This is a genomic window from Streptomyces sp. GMY02 (assembly GCF_019056675.1).
GTDB classification, from domain to species: Bacteria; Actinomycetota; Actinomycetes; order Streptomycetales; family Streptomycetaceae; genus Streptomyces; species Streptomyces odonnellii.
Map to the genome: position 1 here is coordinate 2,596,622 of NZ_CP077658.1, position 15,082 is coordinate 2,611,703.

12 protein-coding genes and 1 pseudogene are annotated in these 15,082 nt (G+C 69.2%); 3 read left to right on the top strand and 10 right to left on the bottom strand.

Annotation, left to right across the window (positions count from 1 at the left end):
• Window positions 1–88 precede the first annotated feature (88 nt).
• From KQY30_RS10775 to KQY30_RS10795, 5 genes are all read right to left on the bottom strand, one after another.
• Complete coding sequence (locus KQY30_RS10775; RefSeq protein ID WP_217306641.1) at window positions 89–2,809, bottom strand: carbohydrate-binding protein; 2,721 nt, start codon at window positions 2,807–2,809, stop codon at window positions 89–91.
• 289 nt (window positions 2,810–3,098) lie between these two features.
• Complete coding sequence (locus tag KQY30_RS10780) at window positions 3,099–4,679, bottom strand: PQQ-binding-like beta-propeller repeat protein (RefSeq protein ID WP_217306642.1); 1,581 nt, start codon at window positions 4,677–4,679, stop codon at window positions 3,099–3,101.
• Window positions 4,680–4,743: 64 nt separating this feature from the next.
• Window positions 4,744–6,546, bottom strand: coding sequence for an NAD(P)/FAD-dependent oxidoreductase (locus tag KQY30_RS10785; RefSeq protein WP_217306643.1), 1,803 nt, complete (start codon window positions 6,544–6,546; stop codon window positions 4,744–4,746).
• A 180-nt stretch (window positions 6,547–6,726) separates the two neighbouring features.
• The gene (locus tag KQY30_RS10790; protein ID WP_217306644.1) at window positions 6,727–7,452 is read right to left on the bottom strand and encodes a response regulator transcription factor; all 726 of its coding nucleotides are present in this window, start codon (window positions 7,450–7,452) and stop codon (window positions 6,727–6,729) included.
• A gap of 57 nt (window positions 7,453–7,509) precedes the next feature.
• Complete coding sequence (locus KQY30_RS10795) at window positions 7,510–8,079, bottom strand: MarR family winged helix-turn-helix transcriptional regulator (RefSeq protein WP_217306645.1); 570 nt, start codon at window positions 8,077–8,079, stop codon at window positions 7,510–7,512.
• 122 nt (window positions 8,080–8,201) lie between these two features.
• On the opposite strand from KQY30_RS10795, the gene KQY30_RS10800 reads away from it, so the two are divergent.
• Together KQY30_RS10800 and KQY30_RS10805 are read left to right on the top strand one after the other, a co-directional pair.
• Window positions 8,202–8,981, top strand: a complete 780-nt coding sequence (locus KQY30_RS10800) for an SDR family NAD(P)-dependent oxidoreductase (protein ID WP_217306646.1) — start codon at window positions 8,202–8,204, stop codon at window positions 8,979–8,981.
• Between the two features lie 167 nt (window positions 8,982–9,148).
• Window positions 9,149–9,604, top strand: coding sequence for a MarR family winged helix-turn-helix transcriptional regulator (locus KQY30_RS10805; RefSeq protein WP_217306647.1), 456 nt, complete (start codon window positions 9,149–9,151; stop codon window positions 9,602–9,604).
• A gap of 129 nt (window positions 9,605–9,733) precedes the next feature.
• On the opposite strand, the pseudogene KQY30_RS10810 reads toward KQY30_RS10805, so the two are convergent.
• Window positions 9,734–9,814: pseudogene (locus tag KQY30_RS10810) on the bottom strand (aldehyde dehydrogenase family protein); the annotation flags it as partial.
• A gap of 193 nt (window positions 9,815–10,007) precedes the next feature.
• A complete protein-coding gene (locus KQY30_RS10815; RefSeq protein ID WP_217306648.1) occupies window positions 10,008–10,598 on the bottom strand; it encodes a TetR family transcriptional regulator in 591 nt (196 codons plus the stop codon).
• A gap of 250 nt (window positions 10,599–10,848) precedes the next feature.
• Here KQY30_RS10815 and KQY30_RS10820 point away from each other — a divergent pair, with 250 nt between their 5' ends.
• Complete coding sequence (locus KQY30_RS10820) at window positions 10,849–11,394, top strand: epimerase (protein ID WP_217306649.1); 546 nt, start codon at window positions 10,849–10,851, stop codon at window positions 11,392–11,394.
• 85 nt (window positions 11,395–11,479) lie between these two features.
• Here KQY30_RS10820 and KQY30_RS10825 read toward each other — a convergent pair whose 3' ends face one another.
• Genes KQY30_RS10825 through pgsB form a run of 3 tightly spaced genes read right to left on the bottom strand, consistent with a single transcriptional unit; the run spans window position 11,480 to window position 15,076 of the window.
• Window positions 11,480–12,559, bottom strand: a complete 1,080-nt coding sequence (locus KQY30_RS10825; protein WP_217306650.1) for a C40 family peptidase — start codon at window positions 12,557–12,559, stop codon at window positions 11,480–11,482.
• Window positions 12,560–12,587: 28 nt separating this feature from the next.
• Window positions 12,588–13,070, bottom strand: coding sequence for a poly-gamma-glutamate biosynthesis protein PgsC/CapC (locus tag KQY30_RS10830; RefSeq protein ID WP_046509324.1), 483 nt, complete (start codon window positions 13,068–13,070; stop codon window positions 12,588–12,590).
• Entirely contained in the window at window positions 13,067–15,076 is a 2,010-nt protein-coding gene (gene pgsB, locus KQY30_RS36335) for a poly-gamma-glutamate synthase PgsB (RefSeq protein WP_254407061.1), read from the bottom strand. The genes KQY30_RS10830 and pgsB overlap by 4 nt, the downstream gene beginning before the upstream one ends.
• Window positions 15,077–15,082: the final 6 nt, after the last annotated feature.

Below are 15,082 nucleotides of genomic sequence, written 5' to 3' on the forward strand. Positions count from 1 at the left end.
ACGGCTGAGGGAACGGCTGAGGCCCGGCAAACCGCTGACGGTCTGCCGGGCCCCGACTGTCTTGATCCTTACGGTGCTGCGTCGATCACTAGGGGGTGATCCGGAACGCGTCGATCATGCCGACCGAGGTGCTCCGGTTGACGACCCGGATGGTGTGCTGCCCTCGCGAGAGGCCCGTCTTCTGCCAGACGGTCTGCTGGACCTGCCGGGCGCCGGAGATTCTCAGATCCACCGTCGCCTGGAAGGCGTTGTCCAGATAGACATCCACCGTCCCCATGTCCCCGTTGCGTTCGGAGAGGTACTGGATCCCGGTGCCGGTGAAGGTGTACTGCGCCGTCGCGCCCACCGTGGTGCTGTGGTGGGTGTCGTCGTTGTAGTCGCCGTAGCCCCGCCCGGTGGTGAGGTGCCAGTTGCTGTCGTACGTCACCGAGGTGTTGTTCACCATCGGGTTGGGCGTTGTGCCGAGCCCGAGCGTGGAGTTGGTGCCGGAGAGGGACTTGGCGTCCTGGTTGGCCGTCCCGGTGAGCCGGGTGGAGGTGTACGAGCTGAGCGGCTTGGCGGTGCGCTCGACGACGTACACCGTGTTGGCCGAGGTGCTCAGCGCGAATTCGGCGGCGCTGGTGGTGAGGACGGTCGCGTTGTCGGAGACGCGGCGGACGCGGACCTCCTGTGTCCCCCAGGGATTCACGACGCGGGTGCTGTTGCCGTACTGGCTCTTCAGCCCGACGTATTTGATCTCGCCGGCCTCGCGCTCCGAGCTGACCAGGAATCCGCCCTTGGCCATCAGGCTGAATTTGCCGACGAAGCTGGAATCACTGGGCACGGCCGGGAAGACACGGATCTTGTCGTTGTACGACTGGAGCAGCGACTCGTTCATCGCCGAGAGGTGCACACCGAGATACTCGAAGACACCATTGGTGTTGGAGGTCAGGCCGTTCGGATAGTTCTGGTACTGGCGCAGCATGGTCTTCATGCCCTGGAACGTCTGGTCGCCGAGCCCGAGCCGGGCCGCCTGGACCGCGTCGTTCGCCCAGACATTGCCGTACGGGAACGGCCGGGCGTTCCAGGTGTTGATGGCCTTCTGCTGGTCGGGGTAGCCGATTCCGGTGCGGTCGTACGGCCAGATGATCTCGGCCGCGACATTCTCGTTGTTACGGGTCTGGGAAATCGGCGGGGTGTGCGGCAGATACACGTTGGAGTCCGCCGGGTACGCGATCAGGTTGTCCACGATCCGCTGCCACTGCGGCCGGAGGTCGGCGTCGAGCCCCAGCTCCGCGCCGACCTGGATGGCCAGCGGGAACACGGTGCGTACGGCGGCCAGGTCCGTGATCGCGTTCGGCACGTTCCAGTAGGTCTCGTGCGAATTGGACGTGGCCACGTAGTACTGGCCGGTGCCGCTGTTGTACGACAGTTTCGCGGCGTAGAACTTGGCGACCTCACGCAGGAACGGATAGGCCGTGTTCCGCAGGTAGTTGTTGTCGTTGGTGTACTTGGCCTGCAGATACATGTTGTACGCGGCTTCGGCGCCGGTCGACCAGATGTTCTTGGTGTAGTCGCTGTTGATCGTGCCCCGGGCATTGCCGTCCCAGCCCATGGTCTCCGGGACCCAGAGGCCGTCGACGTTGTATCTGGTCTGGGTGTACGCCTTGAGCGCGTTGAAGTTCCGGCTGTACAGGCGGTTGAATCCCTCGAAGAGATCGGCGTGGTTGGAGGCCAGGAACGAGTTGTAGACGTCCCGTTGGTTCCAGAACCAGTACGAGTTGCTCCACTTCGTATTGTCCCCGGTGGCCCGGAACGTTCCGTTGATGAAGTGGAAGGGATAGTTGCCGTAACCGCCGGCGGCGATCATATAGGTGCTGAGGTAGTAGACGTTCTCCATGTAGTCCGCTTCACGGGACCCGTTGGAGTACTGCACGAACGACTTCTCCCAGAACGCGTGCCACCAATTGCGGTAGTTGTTCAGGGTGTTCGTGTATCCGGTGTTCTTCACCGAGTTCAGGGCGTTCTTGGCCTGGGTGACCGAATTGTGGTTCGGGGCGTTCAGCCGGCTGCTGGCGGTGAACCAGATCGTGTAGCTGTTGGACGGCGTGATCGTCAGCCGCACCTTGCGCCCGTCGATGACCTGCGCGTTGTACGCCGCGCCCTCCACGGTCGCCGCGAGGGTGTACCCGAAGTTCTGCGGGTCGGCCTGGCCCCGGCTCAGCCCGGCGCCCGTGGAGTCCGCGTAGGTGGAGACGGTCTTCCAGGTGTCCAGGTTGGGCACGTCACCGCTGTTCCCGAGCCCGGCCACATCCCACAGGCTCAGATCCAGCGAGATGTTCGACACCCCGCTCCGGGTGTCCTCCACATGGATGCCCATCACCTCGGAGTTGGGCGACCCCATGACGGTGACGGTCCTGTTGTTGTCGTACTTGGTGGTGAGCGTCCCGTCGTACAGCGAGAGGCGCTGCTGATATGTGGTGTACCCGCTGTCCATCGCCGGCGTTGTGGCGAGATTCAGCAGCCCGGCGCCGAACGCGGTCTGCTGCGAGGTGTCGACTCCGGACACCTGCATGGACAGACCGTTGTTCTGCCACGCCATGGCACCGATCTTCCCGTTCCCGACGGTCAGCCCGTAGTCGGGATTGGTGTTGGGCCGGTTGTAGACGATGTCGTGCTTGGACAGATAGCTGCCGTAGTCCACATTCAGCGCACCGGTCGCGTTGCTGAACGCGGCATCGGTGGTGGAAGCCACCGCCGGCCCACCGGCGAGACCGGCCAGCAGACAGACGGCGGCGAGGACGAAGACGACTAGTCGGTTGGGTCTCATCGTGTGTCACTCCCACGAGTGGCGAGGCGGCGCCGGAAGGCGCAGGGGAACTTCAGATGCGTGACGTACGCGATGGCGCGTTGATCCATGAAGCAACAAGGTGACATGTTCGCAACACGCAGTGAACATCGGAGGTTTCCCCCGTCAAGCCTCTCGACACAACTAATCCCCGGCCGAGCACACACATTGATCGGACCACCGCCGGGTCACCGCCGAACCACCAACAGAGAAGCTCTGCCGGATGCGTTCCGGCAGAGCTTCGGGGGCTGGGGTTCTCGGTGGGAGCGGGTCAGGAGAGGCGCAGTACGGTGCCCTCGCCGTTGGCGGAGAGGACGAGCGCGCCGTCCGGAGTGAGGGCCAGGCCCGCGAACTGGCGTGGCGGCGCCGGGATTCCGGGCGGCGGGGGCGGGGTGGTACGGGTGATGCCGGGCGGCAGACCCACCGCCAGGTTTTCGGCGTCCACCCGCGTTTCGCCCGTGGTGAGGGAGATGGTCCGCAGCCGGCGGTGTGCCACCTCCACCGTGAACAGTTCGTCGCCGCGGATGACCAGTCCCTGGGGTGCGCCGAGGCCGTCCGCCACCGTCACCGGGACCCCGTCGTCCAGCCGGAGGACCGCCCCCGCGTGGTCGTCGCTGGCATGGCAGCGTCCCTCGTCGTCGAACGCCACGTCCACCGGGTGGTCGAGCCCCTCCACGAGGACGCTCACGGTGTCGGACGAGTCGATCCGTACGATCCGGCCCGCGCCCGTCTCGGCGACCACCAGCGAGCCGTCAGGGGCGATCGCGATGCCGGTGGGGCCGGTCAGGCCGGTGGCCCGTACCCGCGAGGTCTTCCGTACGGGGTCGTACGTACGCACCTCGCCGATCTGCGTGGTGAGGTGCAGGACCGGGCCGTCCGCGGTGACGCCGTGGACGAAGGGCAGCAGTTCATGGGTGGTCACGGCGCCCGAGCCGTCCGGGCCCGCCAGACTGAAGTGGTCCGCCGCGTACACCGTGCCGCCGAGGTCGACCGTCACCCCGAAGGGCCCGTCGAACCCGCGCCGGACGATCTCCCGCGTCCGCCCGTCGGCGTGCATCTCCGTGACCCCGCCGCTGGCGTAGCTGGAGACGTACATCCGGTTCTCCGCGTCGAACGCCGCGTTGTCCAGCCCCGCGACACCCGTCGTGACGACCGTCCGCACTCCGGTGGCGAGATCGATCCGGGTCACGATCCCGGCCTGGCCCCGCGACAGCACCACCAGGACGCCGCCGCGGTCGAACCGTACCGCCACCGGGTCGTGCACATCCTTCGCGACCAGTTCGGGCACCCCGCCGTCCGGGGGGATCCGCCACACCTCGTTGGCCATCATGTGCGGGTAGTACAGGAAGCCGTCCGGGCCGAGCTGCATCGCGTTGCCCCAGGCCAGCCCGTCGGTGAGCACCACCGGGTCACCGCCGTCCGGGAACAGCTCCATCAGCCGGCCGTTGCCGCGCATCTCGTTGACGAAGAGGCGGTCGCCGACGCAGGTGATGCCGTTGGGGACCCGCACCGCGTCGGAGACCAGGGTGTACGCGCCCGAGGGGTCCCGGCGCCACACCCTGCCCGGGGTCAGGTCGGCGATGTACATCGAACCGTCCGCCCCGAAGGCCAGATCGTCCGGCGCCTCGACCGGGCTGTCCAGCGCCACCACCACCTCGACATCCCCCGAGACCGGGTCCACCGCGCTGATCTGCCCGGCGATGAACTGCGCGACGTACAGCCGCCCGTCGGGGCCGAAGGTCACACCGTTCGAACCCCACAGCCGGTTGGGCGGGTTGAGCCTCGCCGTGTCCCAGCGCCTGCTTGTGGCCTGCCACTGGCCGGTCTCGTCGTACCGGCTGGGTCGAGTCACGCTTCCCCACCCCGCTTGACGCCCGCCCCGGCACTCGCCGCTGAACAGACAGTCGTCCGACCGGTCATCCGACGATCACCTCGCCCATGTCCCCGTCCGTCCGCCAGCGGGCGATCAGTTCGTGGAACTCGATCGGCCCGCCCCCGTACGACTCGCTCCGCCCGGACGGCCTCCCCTCGTTGTTGTAGTAACCGGGCGTGCACTCGGCGAGGAACCGCTCCGCGTTCCGCGCCTTCGCCCGGATCGTCGCCACCCACGCCGCCTGCGCCTCGGCCGTCGGCTCGACATAGCGGGCCTGCCGCTTGCGCGCCTCGGCCACCACCTCGGCGACATGGAGCGCCTGCTCGTCCAGAACGTGCACGAAGTTGACGGAGACCGCGTTCTGCAGGGTGCCGAGGTGGAAGAAGTTGGGGAACCCGTGGCTGTAGAAGCCGTGGAGGGTCTTCGGACCGTCCTTCCAGGCCTCGGCCAGTGTGATCCCGCCCCGGCCCCGGACGTCGAGTCCGGCCCGCTCGGCCGGCGGAACGCCGATGTCGAAGCCGGTCGCGAAGATCACGCAGTCGACCTCGTACGGGACACCGCCCACCACCACGGCGTTCTCGGTGATGCGCTCGACGCCCTGCCCGGCCGTGTCGACGAGCGTCACATTGGGACGGTTGAACGTGGGCAGATAGGTGTCGCTGAAGGTGGGCCGCTTGCACATGTAGCGGTACCAGGGCTTGAGCGCCTCGGCCGTCGCCCCGTCCTCGACGGTCGCGTCCACCCGGGCGCGTATCTCGTTCATCTTGGTGAAGTCGGCCAGCTCGGCCAGCCGTCCCAGCTCCTCGGGCGGGACCTCGGAGTCGCCTCCTCCCGGTACGAAGGTCTGGAGCAGCCGGGCGCTCGTCGTCCAGCCGTCCGCGACCAGGTCCTCCTCGGCTCCGCCACCGGCCACATGCGCGAGGAAGTTGTCCCGGCGGCGGCGCTGCCAGCCGGGCGTGACCGAGGCGGCCCACTCCGGATCCGTGGGGCGGTTGGCGCGTACGTCGACCGAGGAGGGCGTGCGCTGGAAGACGTACAGATGTCGCGCGTCCCGTCCCAGGGGCGGTACGCACTGGATGGCGGTCGCGCCGGTGCCGATGACGGCGACGCGCTTGTCGGCGAGCTTGTGCAGATTGCCGTCCGCGTCGCCGCCGGTGTAGCCGTAGTCCCAGCGGCTGGTGTGGAAGGTGTGGCCGCGGAAGTTCTCGATGCCCGGAATGCCCGGGAGCTTCGGCCGGCTGAACGGCCCGCTGGAGACGACCACGTACCGCGCCGCCATCCGGTCGCCGCGGTCGGTGTGAACGATCCACTCGTGGTCGGTCTCGTCCCAGTGGAGCCGCGTCACCTCGGTCTGGAAGCACGCGTCGTCGTACAGCTCGAACTTCCGCCCGATCGCCTGCGCGTGCTGCCGGATCTCCTCGCCCGGCGCGTACTTCCAGCGCGGCATGTAGCCGACTTCTTCGAGCAGGGGCATATAGATGTACGACTCGATGTCGCACTGGACACCCGGATACCGGTTCCAGTACCAGGTTCCGCCGAAGTCCCCGGCCTTCTCGATCACCCGGATCCGTTGCACACCCGCCTGGCGCAGCCGCGCGCCGGCGATCAGACCGCCGAAGCCGCCGCCGATGATCACGGCGTCGACGCGGTCGTTCAGCGGCTCACGGCCGAGCACCGGCGTTGTGTAGGGGTCGTCGACGTAGTAGCCGAACGCGCCGGTGGTGCGCTGGTACTGCTCACTGCCCTCGGGGCGGATACGGCGATCGCGCTCGGCCCGGTACCGGGCGCGCAGGGCGTCGGGATCGAACCCGAGGCCCTCGGGGGTTGAGGCGTGGGGGGTGGACATGCGTTCCTCTCAGCGGTCGCGGAGCGGGACAGAGGCTGTGCTCATGCAACCGGAACGGCCTGACACCCCCCGGCCAGTTGCCTGACGGCAGGCTGACATGAGGAAGGTCACATGTCCGGGCCGGCCGCAGCGCCCGAGGCGGTCTCGGCGCCCGGGCCGGCCTCAGTGCCCGAGGCGGTCTCAGCGTCCGAGCCAGTAGCCGAAGCCCCGGCGGGTGTGGATCAGTCCGGGTTCGTCCTGGTCCTGGTCCACCTTGTGCCGGAGCCGGGAGACGAGCTTCTCGATCGCGTTGTCGGCACGGCTCTCGCCCCAGACATGCCGGCAGATCTGTTCCTTCGACAGGACCCGTTCCGCGTTGACCAAGAGGTGGCGTAACAGCCGGTATTCCGCGGGCGTCAGATCCAGCGCCCGCCCGCCGCGCCTGGCCCGGCAGGTGGCGTCGTTCAGGACGAGATCCCCGTACCGCGGTGCCCGCTCCAGCCGTTCCGGGCCGCGGGCGCGCAGTAACACCTGTGCCCTGGCGAGGACTTCGGCGATCCGGAGCGGTTGGGTGACATAGTCGGCGAGGCCCAGGCCCAGTTCGGGGACGAGCCTGCCCAGGGATTCACAGGCGGTGAGGAACAGTACGGGCGGCCGGTCGGCGGGGGCGACGCGCGGGTATCCGGTGAAACCGTCCGACTCGGCCAGTGTCGTGTCGATGACCACCAGATCGGACGGGTGCTCCGCGAACCGCACCACCGCCTCGGGGATGGTGCCCGCCGTGCCGACCTGATAGCCCGCCAGTTCCAGGGTCGTCGAGAGCAGTTCGGTCGTCCCGGGATCGTCGACGACGACCAGGATGCGCTGCCCGTCCCCGCGAACCGGCGAAGCGATCCCACTGATGCTTCCATTGATGCTTCCAGGCATGGAAAGACCATTCGTGTGTGCCCGCTCGGTCACTGCCCGCCGGTGCCGGTCGCGGCCTCAGGCGGGGTGCTGCGCCCCGTCGTCCTCCGGCGCAGGGGCCGTTCGAGGGGCCGGTCGAGGGGCCTGTCCGGGGGCGCGGTCGAGGCCCTCTTCGTCGGCGTGGGTGATGAAGTCGTCGACCATCCGGTTGAACAGGGTCGCGAGCTGCCGCAGATCCTCCGGTGACCAGGCGGCCAGCGCCACCTGCATCGCCCGGCAGCTCGCCTCACGGACGCGCTCGACCGTCTCCCGGCCGGACGGGGTGAGCTGGATGCGCTGCGCCCGGCGGTCGTCGGGGTCCGGTACGCGGATCACATAGCCGGCCTTCTCCAGGTGCTGCACCTGCCGGGTGATGTGCGAGGCCTCCACGCCCAGCCGCGCCGCCAGTTCGCCGGGGCGGAGCGGATCGGACTCGACGATCTGCCGCAGGAGCGCCACGGCGGCCCGGTCCAGCGGCACTCCGGCCATGGCCATCAGCCGGTCGTGCTGCTTGACCCGCCCGGTGAGATAGGCGATACGGGTGAAGGCGCGCTCGATCCCGGCCGTGTCCGGCGAGACGGGGGCGGCTGCCGGCGGCGGTGTGGACATACACCCACGCTAGCAGGCAATTGCCTGACTCAAGCAATCTTGCCAGGGCCCCATCTACTTGATTGACTCAATCAACTCAGCCGTCGGGCAACTCACAAGCAGCCAGGAAGCAAGGAGCATCCATGAGCAGCGGCACCGGTCTTCGCACCGGCCTTCAAGGGCGCAGTGTCATCGTCACCGGGGCGGGCTCGGGCATCGGCAGGGCCGCGGCCCTGCGGTTCGCCGGGGAAGGCGCGCGGGTCACGCTCGCGGATCTCAACCGCGAGTCCGTCGAGCGGACCGTACGGGAGGTGGAGGCCGCGGGAGGCACGGCCCGGGCGGTCGTCGGCGATCTCGGCGACCAGGAGGTGGTGGATCAGGTCGTCGCGACGGCGGTGGACGCCTTCGGCAGCTTGGACGTCCTGGTGAACAACGCCGGGATCATGGACCGGATGTCGGCCCTCGGGGAGACCGACGACGCCGAGTGGGAGCGGGTGATACGGGTCAATCTGACGGCCCCGTTCCTGCTGACCCGGGCCGCCCTGCCGCACATGCTGGCCGCGGGCGGCGGCTCCATCGTCTTCACCGCGTCCGAGGCGAGCCTGCGCGGCAGCGCGGCCGGCGCCGCGTACACCGCGTCAAAGCACGGTGTCGTGGGGCTGACGAAGTCCCTCGCCGTGATGTACCGGAAGGAGGGAATCCGCGCCAACGCCATCGCCCCCGGCGCCACCGCGACCAATATCCGGGTCGACGCCCAGGGCGGGTCCCACGGCCCGGGCACCATCGGCCCGTACGTCGCCCTCGCCGGCAAGGTGGCCGCGGCGGAGGAGCAGGCCGCCGCCATCGTGTTCCTGGCCTCCGACGCGGCGAGCAACATCAGCGGCGCGATCCTGCCCGTCGACAACGGGTGGTCAGCGATCTGAGCGACCGCGCGGCCGAGCCGCGGGCCGGGCCGGGCCGATCGGCGGGCATGCCTGGGTGACGGGCACGCCTGGCTGACGGGCGCGGCCGAGCGGTCGGCACGCCCGAGCGGCGGGCACGTACGGAAGCCGGTGTTCTCGGAGCCTGAACTCTTGAGAGGATCGGCGGTATGGACAAGCCCACGCACTTGATCGAGTTCGAGACGATGGTGCTCGGGCGGCACATCTATCTCAACACCCCCCGGTCGCGCGGGGGCGACGGCCGACTGGACCGCAGCGCATACATCCTGCTCAGCCGGATCCTGATGGAAGGCCCCATGTCCATCGGGCAGTTGAGTGACGCCTTCGGCCTGGACGCCTCCACCCTCAACCGGCAGACCGCCGCGATGCTGCGTGCCGGGCTGGTCGAACGCATTCCGGATCCGGAGGGCGGTATCGCCCGTAAGTTCCGCGTCACCGCCGAGGGCGAGCGCCGCCTCGACACACACCGGGCGGAGAGCGTCCGGGGCCTGGAGAAGGTGGTGGCCGACTGGACTCCGGAAGAGGTCGCGGCCTTCGCCGCGTATCTCAAGCGCTTCAACGCGGGGATCGAACACCTCGACGGACGGCCCTGGCCCCGGCCGTGAGCCATGCCCACGCCCGCATGAGCCATGCCCCCGCCCGCCCCGCGGCGTGCGCACGCGCCGCGTCGCGCCGGCCGGGTGGCGACGTACGGGCCGGGTCCCCCGTGCCGGCCCGCGTCACCTCGTACCCGGGTCGGAGGTCCAGACACCGCCGGAGAGGCCGTACGGCGAGTCGTTGGCGATCCGGACCGCGTCGTCCTCGTCCTCGCACGAAGCTCGATTTAACTGGTTAGTTAAAACGTAGCTCGGGCGGTCGGTCGACGCAAGGAAGGTTGAATACGGCGCGTGACTACGCCATGACAAACCACTGCCCGCAGCCCGGCAGATACGGCGCCCGGGTCAGACCCGGGCAGGCCGAGGCGCGGCGGGAAGGTACGTGCAGTTACGGGCAGCCACGGAGCCCAGGTCAGCCCCGCGAGTCCCCCGCGGCCCGCGGTGGCCGGACGAGGCGGCCGACCGAGACCACGATCGAGTGCCGGTGGAGGGCCGCCAGCTCCGCGTCACCGGCCGCACGGCCCTCCGGAGACCCGTCGCTCCAGGCGGCGGACAGCACAAGGATCAGCGTGAGCAGCGCATGGGCGGGCATACCGGCGTCGACCAGGCCCGCGGACTGGGCGGCCGAGAGCTTCCGCAGCTTGTCCCGGGTCGCCCCGTACGCGACGGGCAGCACCTCGTCGGCCGGCCTCTCCAGAGCGTGCCAGCGGGCCAGCCGGATCAGATGCGGGTGGGCGACGTAGAAGTCGAACAGGGCCCCGGCGTAACCGGGCAGGTCCTCGGCGTCGAAGGGCGCGGCCTCCAGCAGTTCCTCGATGGCGGCCTGGTAGACCGTGTCGAAGAGCTGCTCCTTGTTGCCGAAGTACACGTAGATCAGGTTCTTGTTCGCCGACGCCGCCGCGGAGATGCGGTCCACCCGGGCACCCGCGATCCCGTACGTGGCGAACTCCTGCGTCGCGGCCTGCAACAGGCGCGCCTTCGTGGCATCGGACTTCTTCACCATGTGTCCAATTTAGCCGCCTGACTAACCGGATCCTTATGCAGCCCATGTACCCTGGCCCTCAAATCTAACTGATCGGTTAGATCGTCGTCGAGAAGGACGAGGCGTACCGCGTGAAGGTTGTCATCTACGGTTCGTCCGGCATGGTCGGTCACGGCGTCCTGCGGGCCTGCGTGCTGGACGAGGGCGTCAGCTCCGTACTCCTGGTGAGCCGCCGGCCCACCGGCCCGCACCCCCGAAGGTCACCGAGATCGTGCACGACGACTTCACGGACTTCTCGGCGATCGAGGACGAACTGGCGGGCGCGGACGCGTGCTTCTACTGCCTCGGGGTGTCGTCGGCGGGCCGCGGTGAGGCGGAGTACACCCGCATCACCTACGACTACACCCTGGCCGCCGCCCGCTCCCTGGTGCGGGTCAGCCCGGGCCTGGTCTTCATCTATGTCTCGGGCGAGGGCACCGACAGCGAGCAGCGGGCACGGGCGGCCTGGGCACGGATCAAGGGCCGCACGGAGAACGACCTGGCCGCCCTGAACCTGCGCGCCCATATGTTCCGCCCCGGCTACATCCAGCCCCGCCACGGCGCCCGGTCCCGCACCCCGCTCTACCGCCTGCTCTACGCCGCCACGTCCTGGCTGTACCCCGTACTCCACAAACTGGCCCCGGCCCACACGACCACCACGGACCACCTGGCCCAGGCGATGCTGACGGTGGCCCGCACCTCCGCCGATTCCCCCCGGATCCTGACGACCCCCCAGATCAACACCCTGGCCACCAAAACCCCACCGCTCCCCCACTGACCTCCGGCACTGGCGTCGCTCACAGGCCGCCGAGCAGCGCGCGGGCCCGGCCTCCCGAAGGGGGCCGGGTCCGGGGAAAGCCTGGTCAGAGACGCTTCGCGCTGCGGAGTGTGGCGGCGTAGTAGCCGTTGCCGTCGAGGCGGGAGGTGCCGCCCTTGTCGCCGATCGTCGGGCCGTTGGCCTCTTCACGGCTGGATATGAAGATCTGGTGGCCGTCCGTGTCCGTGCCCAGGTACATGCCGGTGTGGTCCAGGCGGGACTTCGTCCTGGCGTCGAGCTTGAAGAAGACCAGGTCGCCGGGCTGGAGGACGCTGATGGACTTCGGGCGCTCGTAGCGCGGCTCGGGGCCCGACAGCTTGATGATGTCGACGCCCGCCTTCGAACGCGCCATGCCGTTGGCCGTGCGCGGCAGGCCGTCACCCGTGTCGTCGGACGCCATCAGCGGATAGCGGCCGCGGTAGCCGAACACCGTACGGATGAAGCCAGAGCAGTCGATCGAGCGGTAGCGCGCGGCCTGCGGCTCCTTCACTGTGCCGTCGCGGAAGGTGTACGGAATGCCGAGGTAGTCGTAGAAGTCGGACTCCTCCAGGCGCAGGTCGTTGCCCTCGCTGCCCTCCGGGTTCAGCGGCCCGAAGCTGGCGTCGCCCGCGTACGGTACGCCCTCGTCGTCCTTCTTGACCGGCGCGCCCTCCACGTACTGGAAGGCGAACGCGAAGAGGTCGTCCTCCTCGCTGCCGTAGTACTCCTTGAACCAGTCCTTGAACCACTGCTCCTTCTCGGCGCCCTTCGTCCACGCCTCCGGCATCAGCCGCACCCAGTTCTCGGTGACCACCCGGGACGACGTGTTGGCCGGCTCGTCGAACGTACGGCTCGGACCGGTGAGGGTCGCCGTACGCGCGCCGTCGGTGAACGAGGCGAGGATGTCGCCGTCGCCGCCGCGCAGCACTGAGCGGTCCGGGTTCTTGAGCCGCTCCCAGGTCTGCTCGCCGGAGGTGTTCCCGGCCCCGGTCTTCAGGTTGGGGATGTCGGTGATGGCCTGGACGGCGGGCGCCTTGGCCTGCTCGTCCTTGCGGAGTTCGACGGTGAGGTACGCGCTGCCGGCCAGCAGCGCGATGACGGTCACGCCGTGCAGGACGGGGCGGCCGCGCTTGGACTTGGCACTCATGAGGATGGGGCTCCCGTGGGTGGGCGGGTCAGGCGGACGGCAGGGCGCCGAGCAGGATGCCCGCGGTCAGGACGACATAGGCCGTGAGCGTGACCGTGCCGGTGGCGAGGATGGTCGCGCCCTTGGGCTGGCGTACGAGCTGGTACGCGATGAGGCCCGGCACGATGAAGCCGAGCGTCTGGTTCGCGTACATCAGCGGGAATTCGAGCGACAGCACGATCATCACGGTGCCCTGGAGCAGGACACCGATCAGGACGACCGCCGAGAACAGGCGCTTTCCGTAGAGGATCACAAAGCGCTGGACGAGCAGCGTGGTCACATACGTCAGTACGGTCACGCCGACGACCATGGCGGCGCGCTGGAGATCCTCGACAAGGGTCAGCGCCAGCCAGCCGGGCGTGATCATGCCACCCGGGGAGAGATTGGTCGTGAGATAGCAGACCAGGGAGAACATCAGGCCCAGACCGATGCCGATCGCGGCGATCTCGGGGGTGAGGACTGCGGGGATCAACGGGGTTCTCCTGGGTTCTGCGGCGCGACGGAGTGCGGAGGGTTCGGGTGCGTGGCGTTCGGGTGCGTGGGGTTCTGCGGGTACTCGGGGTGGTGGGGCTGCTGGTGGGGCGCGGGGCGCTCGGCCGGGTCACTGGAACCGCCGGAGGCGTTGCCGGGGACACCGGAGGCGTTGCCGGGACCGCCCGGGATGCCGGAGGCGCCGGAATCGTCCGTCGCCGTCACCGGCATCCGGGCCGGTTCGAACAGACCGCGCTCCCGGGGCGGCCCGGCGGCCGGACGCTGCTGGTAGCGCTGTTCGTACGCCTCGGGGTACCGCTGGTACGGGTCGAGCCGCGGCGCATACCGGGGCAGCGCCAGCGTCTCGTCGTGCCGCGGATGCGGGTTCGGGTCCGGCTGTGCGTGCGGGTGCGAGCCGGGGTGCTGATCCGGCGTGGGTACGGGTCCGGCGGGCGCGGGACCGGCGGGCAGCTCCCGGGCCGGTACGGCGCCGGTCGGTACGGGTCCGGCGGGCAGCTCCCCGGCCGGTACGGGACCGGCCGGTACGGGACCGGTGGATACCGGACCAGTGGGTACGACCGGGATGGCGACGGTGTCCGACACCTGGTCCCCCGCCGGGCCCAGCGCCGGAAGCTGAGATTCCGGCCCGTGCCCCCGCACCTGCCCCGGAGCCTGGCCCTGCACCTCGCCCTGCACCTGCCCGAGCCCCTGTCCCTGAGCCCGCGAGCCACCGGCACCCGGGCCACCGGCGCCCGGACCACCGGCACCGGCCCCCGGCCCCTCCGGACCTCCCGGCCCCGCGGCCCCGTCCGCCTCGTCCACCGTCTCGTCCGGCGGCAGCTCCGCGAGATGCTCCAGCAGCAGCTCCCCCTGCCCATGGATATTGCCGATCGCCACCAGCGACGAGTCCGGCCCGAGCATCCCGAGCAGCTCCCGCATGAACTCCTCGGGATCCCGCTTGTCACCGCCCAGATCCACCGCCCGCGACCGCCACTCCCCCGGAATCGCGTCGATCGCGCTCTTCGCCGGGTGGCCGATCACAAAGACCTTCTCCGGCTGGAGTTCGGGAATGATCTCGCCCATCTGCCCGTTGCGCTCGACCCGGTCGGGACGGCAGTTGATGACCACGTGCAGCGGACGGTTGATCGCGCCCAGATCCAGCAACTGATTGATGTTCATCAGCGTCGACTCGGGGTCGTTCGCCGCGAAGACGTTCGCGAACCGCAGCCGCTTGCCGTCCGGCGTGAGGTAGCGCTCCACGGACAGCACACCCGGGTCCGGCGGCGCGTCGTACATCCCCTGGAGCGCCGTCTCCCGCGCCACGCCCAGCAGTTCGGCGACCTTCAGCGCGATGGCCACGTTCTCCTTGAACGTGAACCAACTGAAGCCCCGCAGCTCCTCGTCGGTGACCGTCTCCGGGTCCGCGTAGATCAGTTGGCAGTTACGGGCGTCCGCCTCCTCCTGGAGGATCGCGAACCGGTCCTTCTCCGCGGTGACGCAGATCCCGTCCTCCGGCATCGAGCGGGACAGCGAGCGCGCCACGTCGTCGAGGGTCGGGCCCATCTCGGCGAGGTGGTCCTCGCGTACGTTGCAGAGCACCCCGATCGTGGACCGGATCAGCTTCGACTGATTGATCTCCTGGAGCGCCGGCATGACGGCCATGCACTCGATCACCAGCGCGTCGGGGTTGTACGCGGCGGCGCGCCGTACGATCCCGATCTGCTCCACCACATTGGCGATGCCGAACTTGCGGTAGACCGGCTCCTCGGTCGCGTCCGGGTGGATGAAGCGGGCCGCCGTGCCGGTGGTCTTGGCGACCGTGATCAGCTCACCGCCGCGCAGCGCGCCCGCGCACAGCCGGGTGATGGAGGACTTGCCGCGGATTCCGTTGACCAGGACGCGGGTCGGGATGCGGTTCAGGTTGGCGAAGTGCCGTGCCTGCTCCACGAGTCCGGCGACCAGCAGGATCGTGCTGCATGTGAGCAGCACGAAGTAGAGGAAGAGCACGGTCGG

What these genes read in the sequence shown, in the direction of transcription:
- KQY30_RS10805 (WP_217306647.1), top strand. Translation starts at nt 9,149, where the DNA reads ATGGACAAGCCCACGCACTTGATCGAGTTCGAGACGATGGTGCTCGGG.
- KQY30_RS10795 (WP_217306645.1), bottom strand. Translation starts at nt 8,079, where the DNA reads ATGTCCACACCGCCGCCGGCAGCCGCCCCCGTCTCGCCGGACACGGCC.
- KQY30_RS10775 (WP_217306641.1), bottom strand. Translation starts at nt 2,809, where the DNA reads ATGAGACCCAACCGACTAGTCGTCTTCGTCCTCGCCGCCGTCTGTCTG.
- KQY30_RS10815 (WP_217306648.1), bottom strand. Translation starts at nt 10,598, where the DNA reads ATGGTGAAGAAGTCCGATGCCACGAAGGCGCGCCTGTTGCAGGCCGCG.
- KQY30_RS10785 (WP_217306643.1), bottom strand. Translation starts at nt 6,546, where the DNA reads ATGTCCACCCCCCACGCCTCAACCCCCGAGGGCCTCGGGTTCGATCCC.
- KQY30_RS10800 (WP_217306646.1), top strand. Translation starts at nt 8,202, where the DNA reads ATGAGCAGCGGCACCGGTCTTCGCACCGGCCTTCAAGGGCGCAGTGTC.
- KQY30_RS10790 (WP_217306644.1), bottom strand. Translation starts at nt 7,452, where the DNA reads ATGCCTGGAAGCATCAATGGAAGCATCAGTGGGATCGCTTCGCCGGTT.
- KQY30_RS10825 (WP_217306650.1), bottom strand. Translation starts at nt 12,559, where the DNA reads ATGAGTGCCAAGTCCAAGCGCGGCCGCCCCGTCCTGCACGGCGTGACC.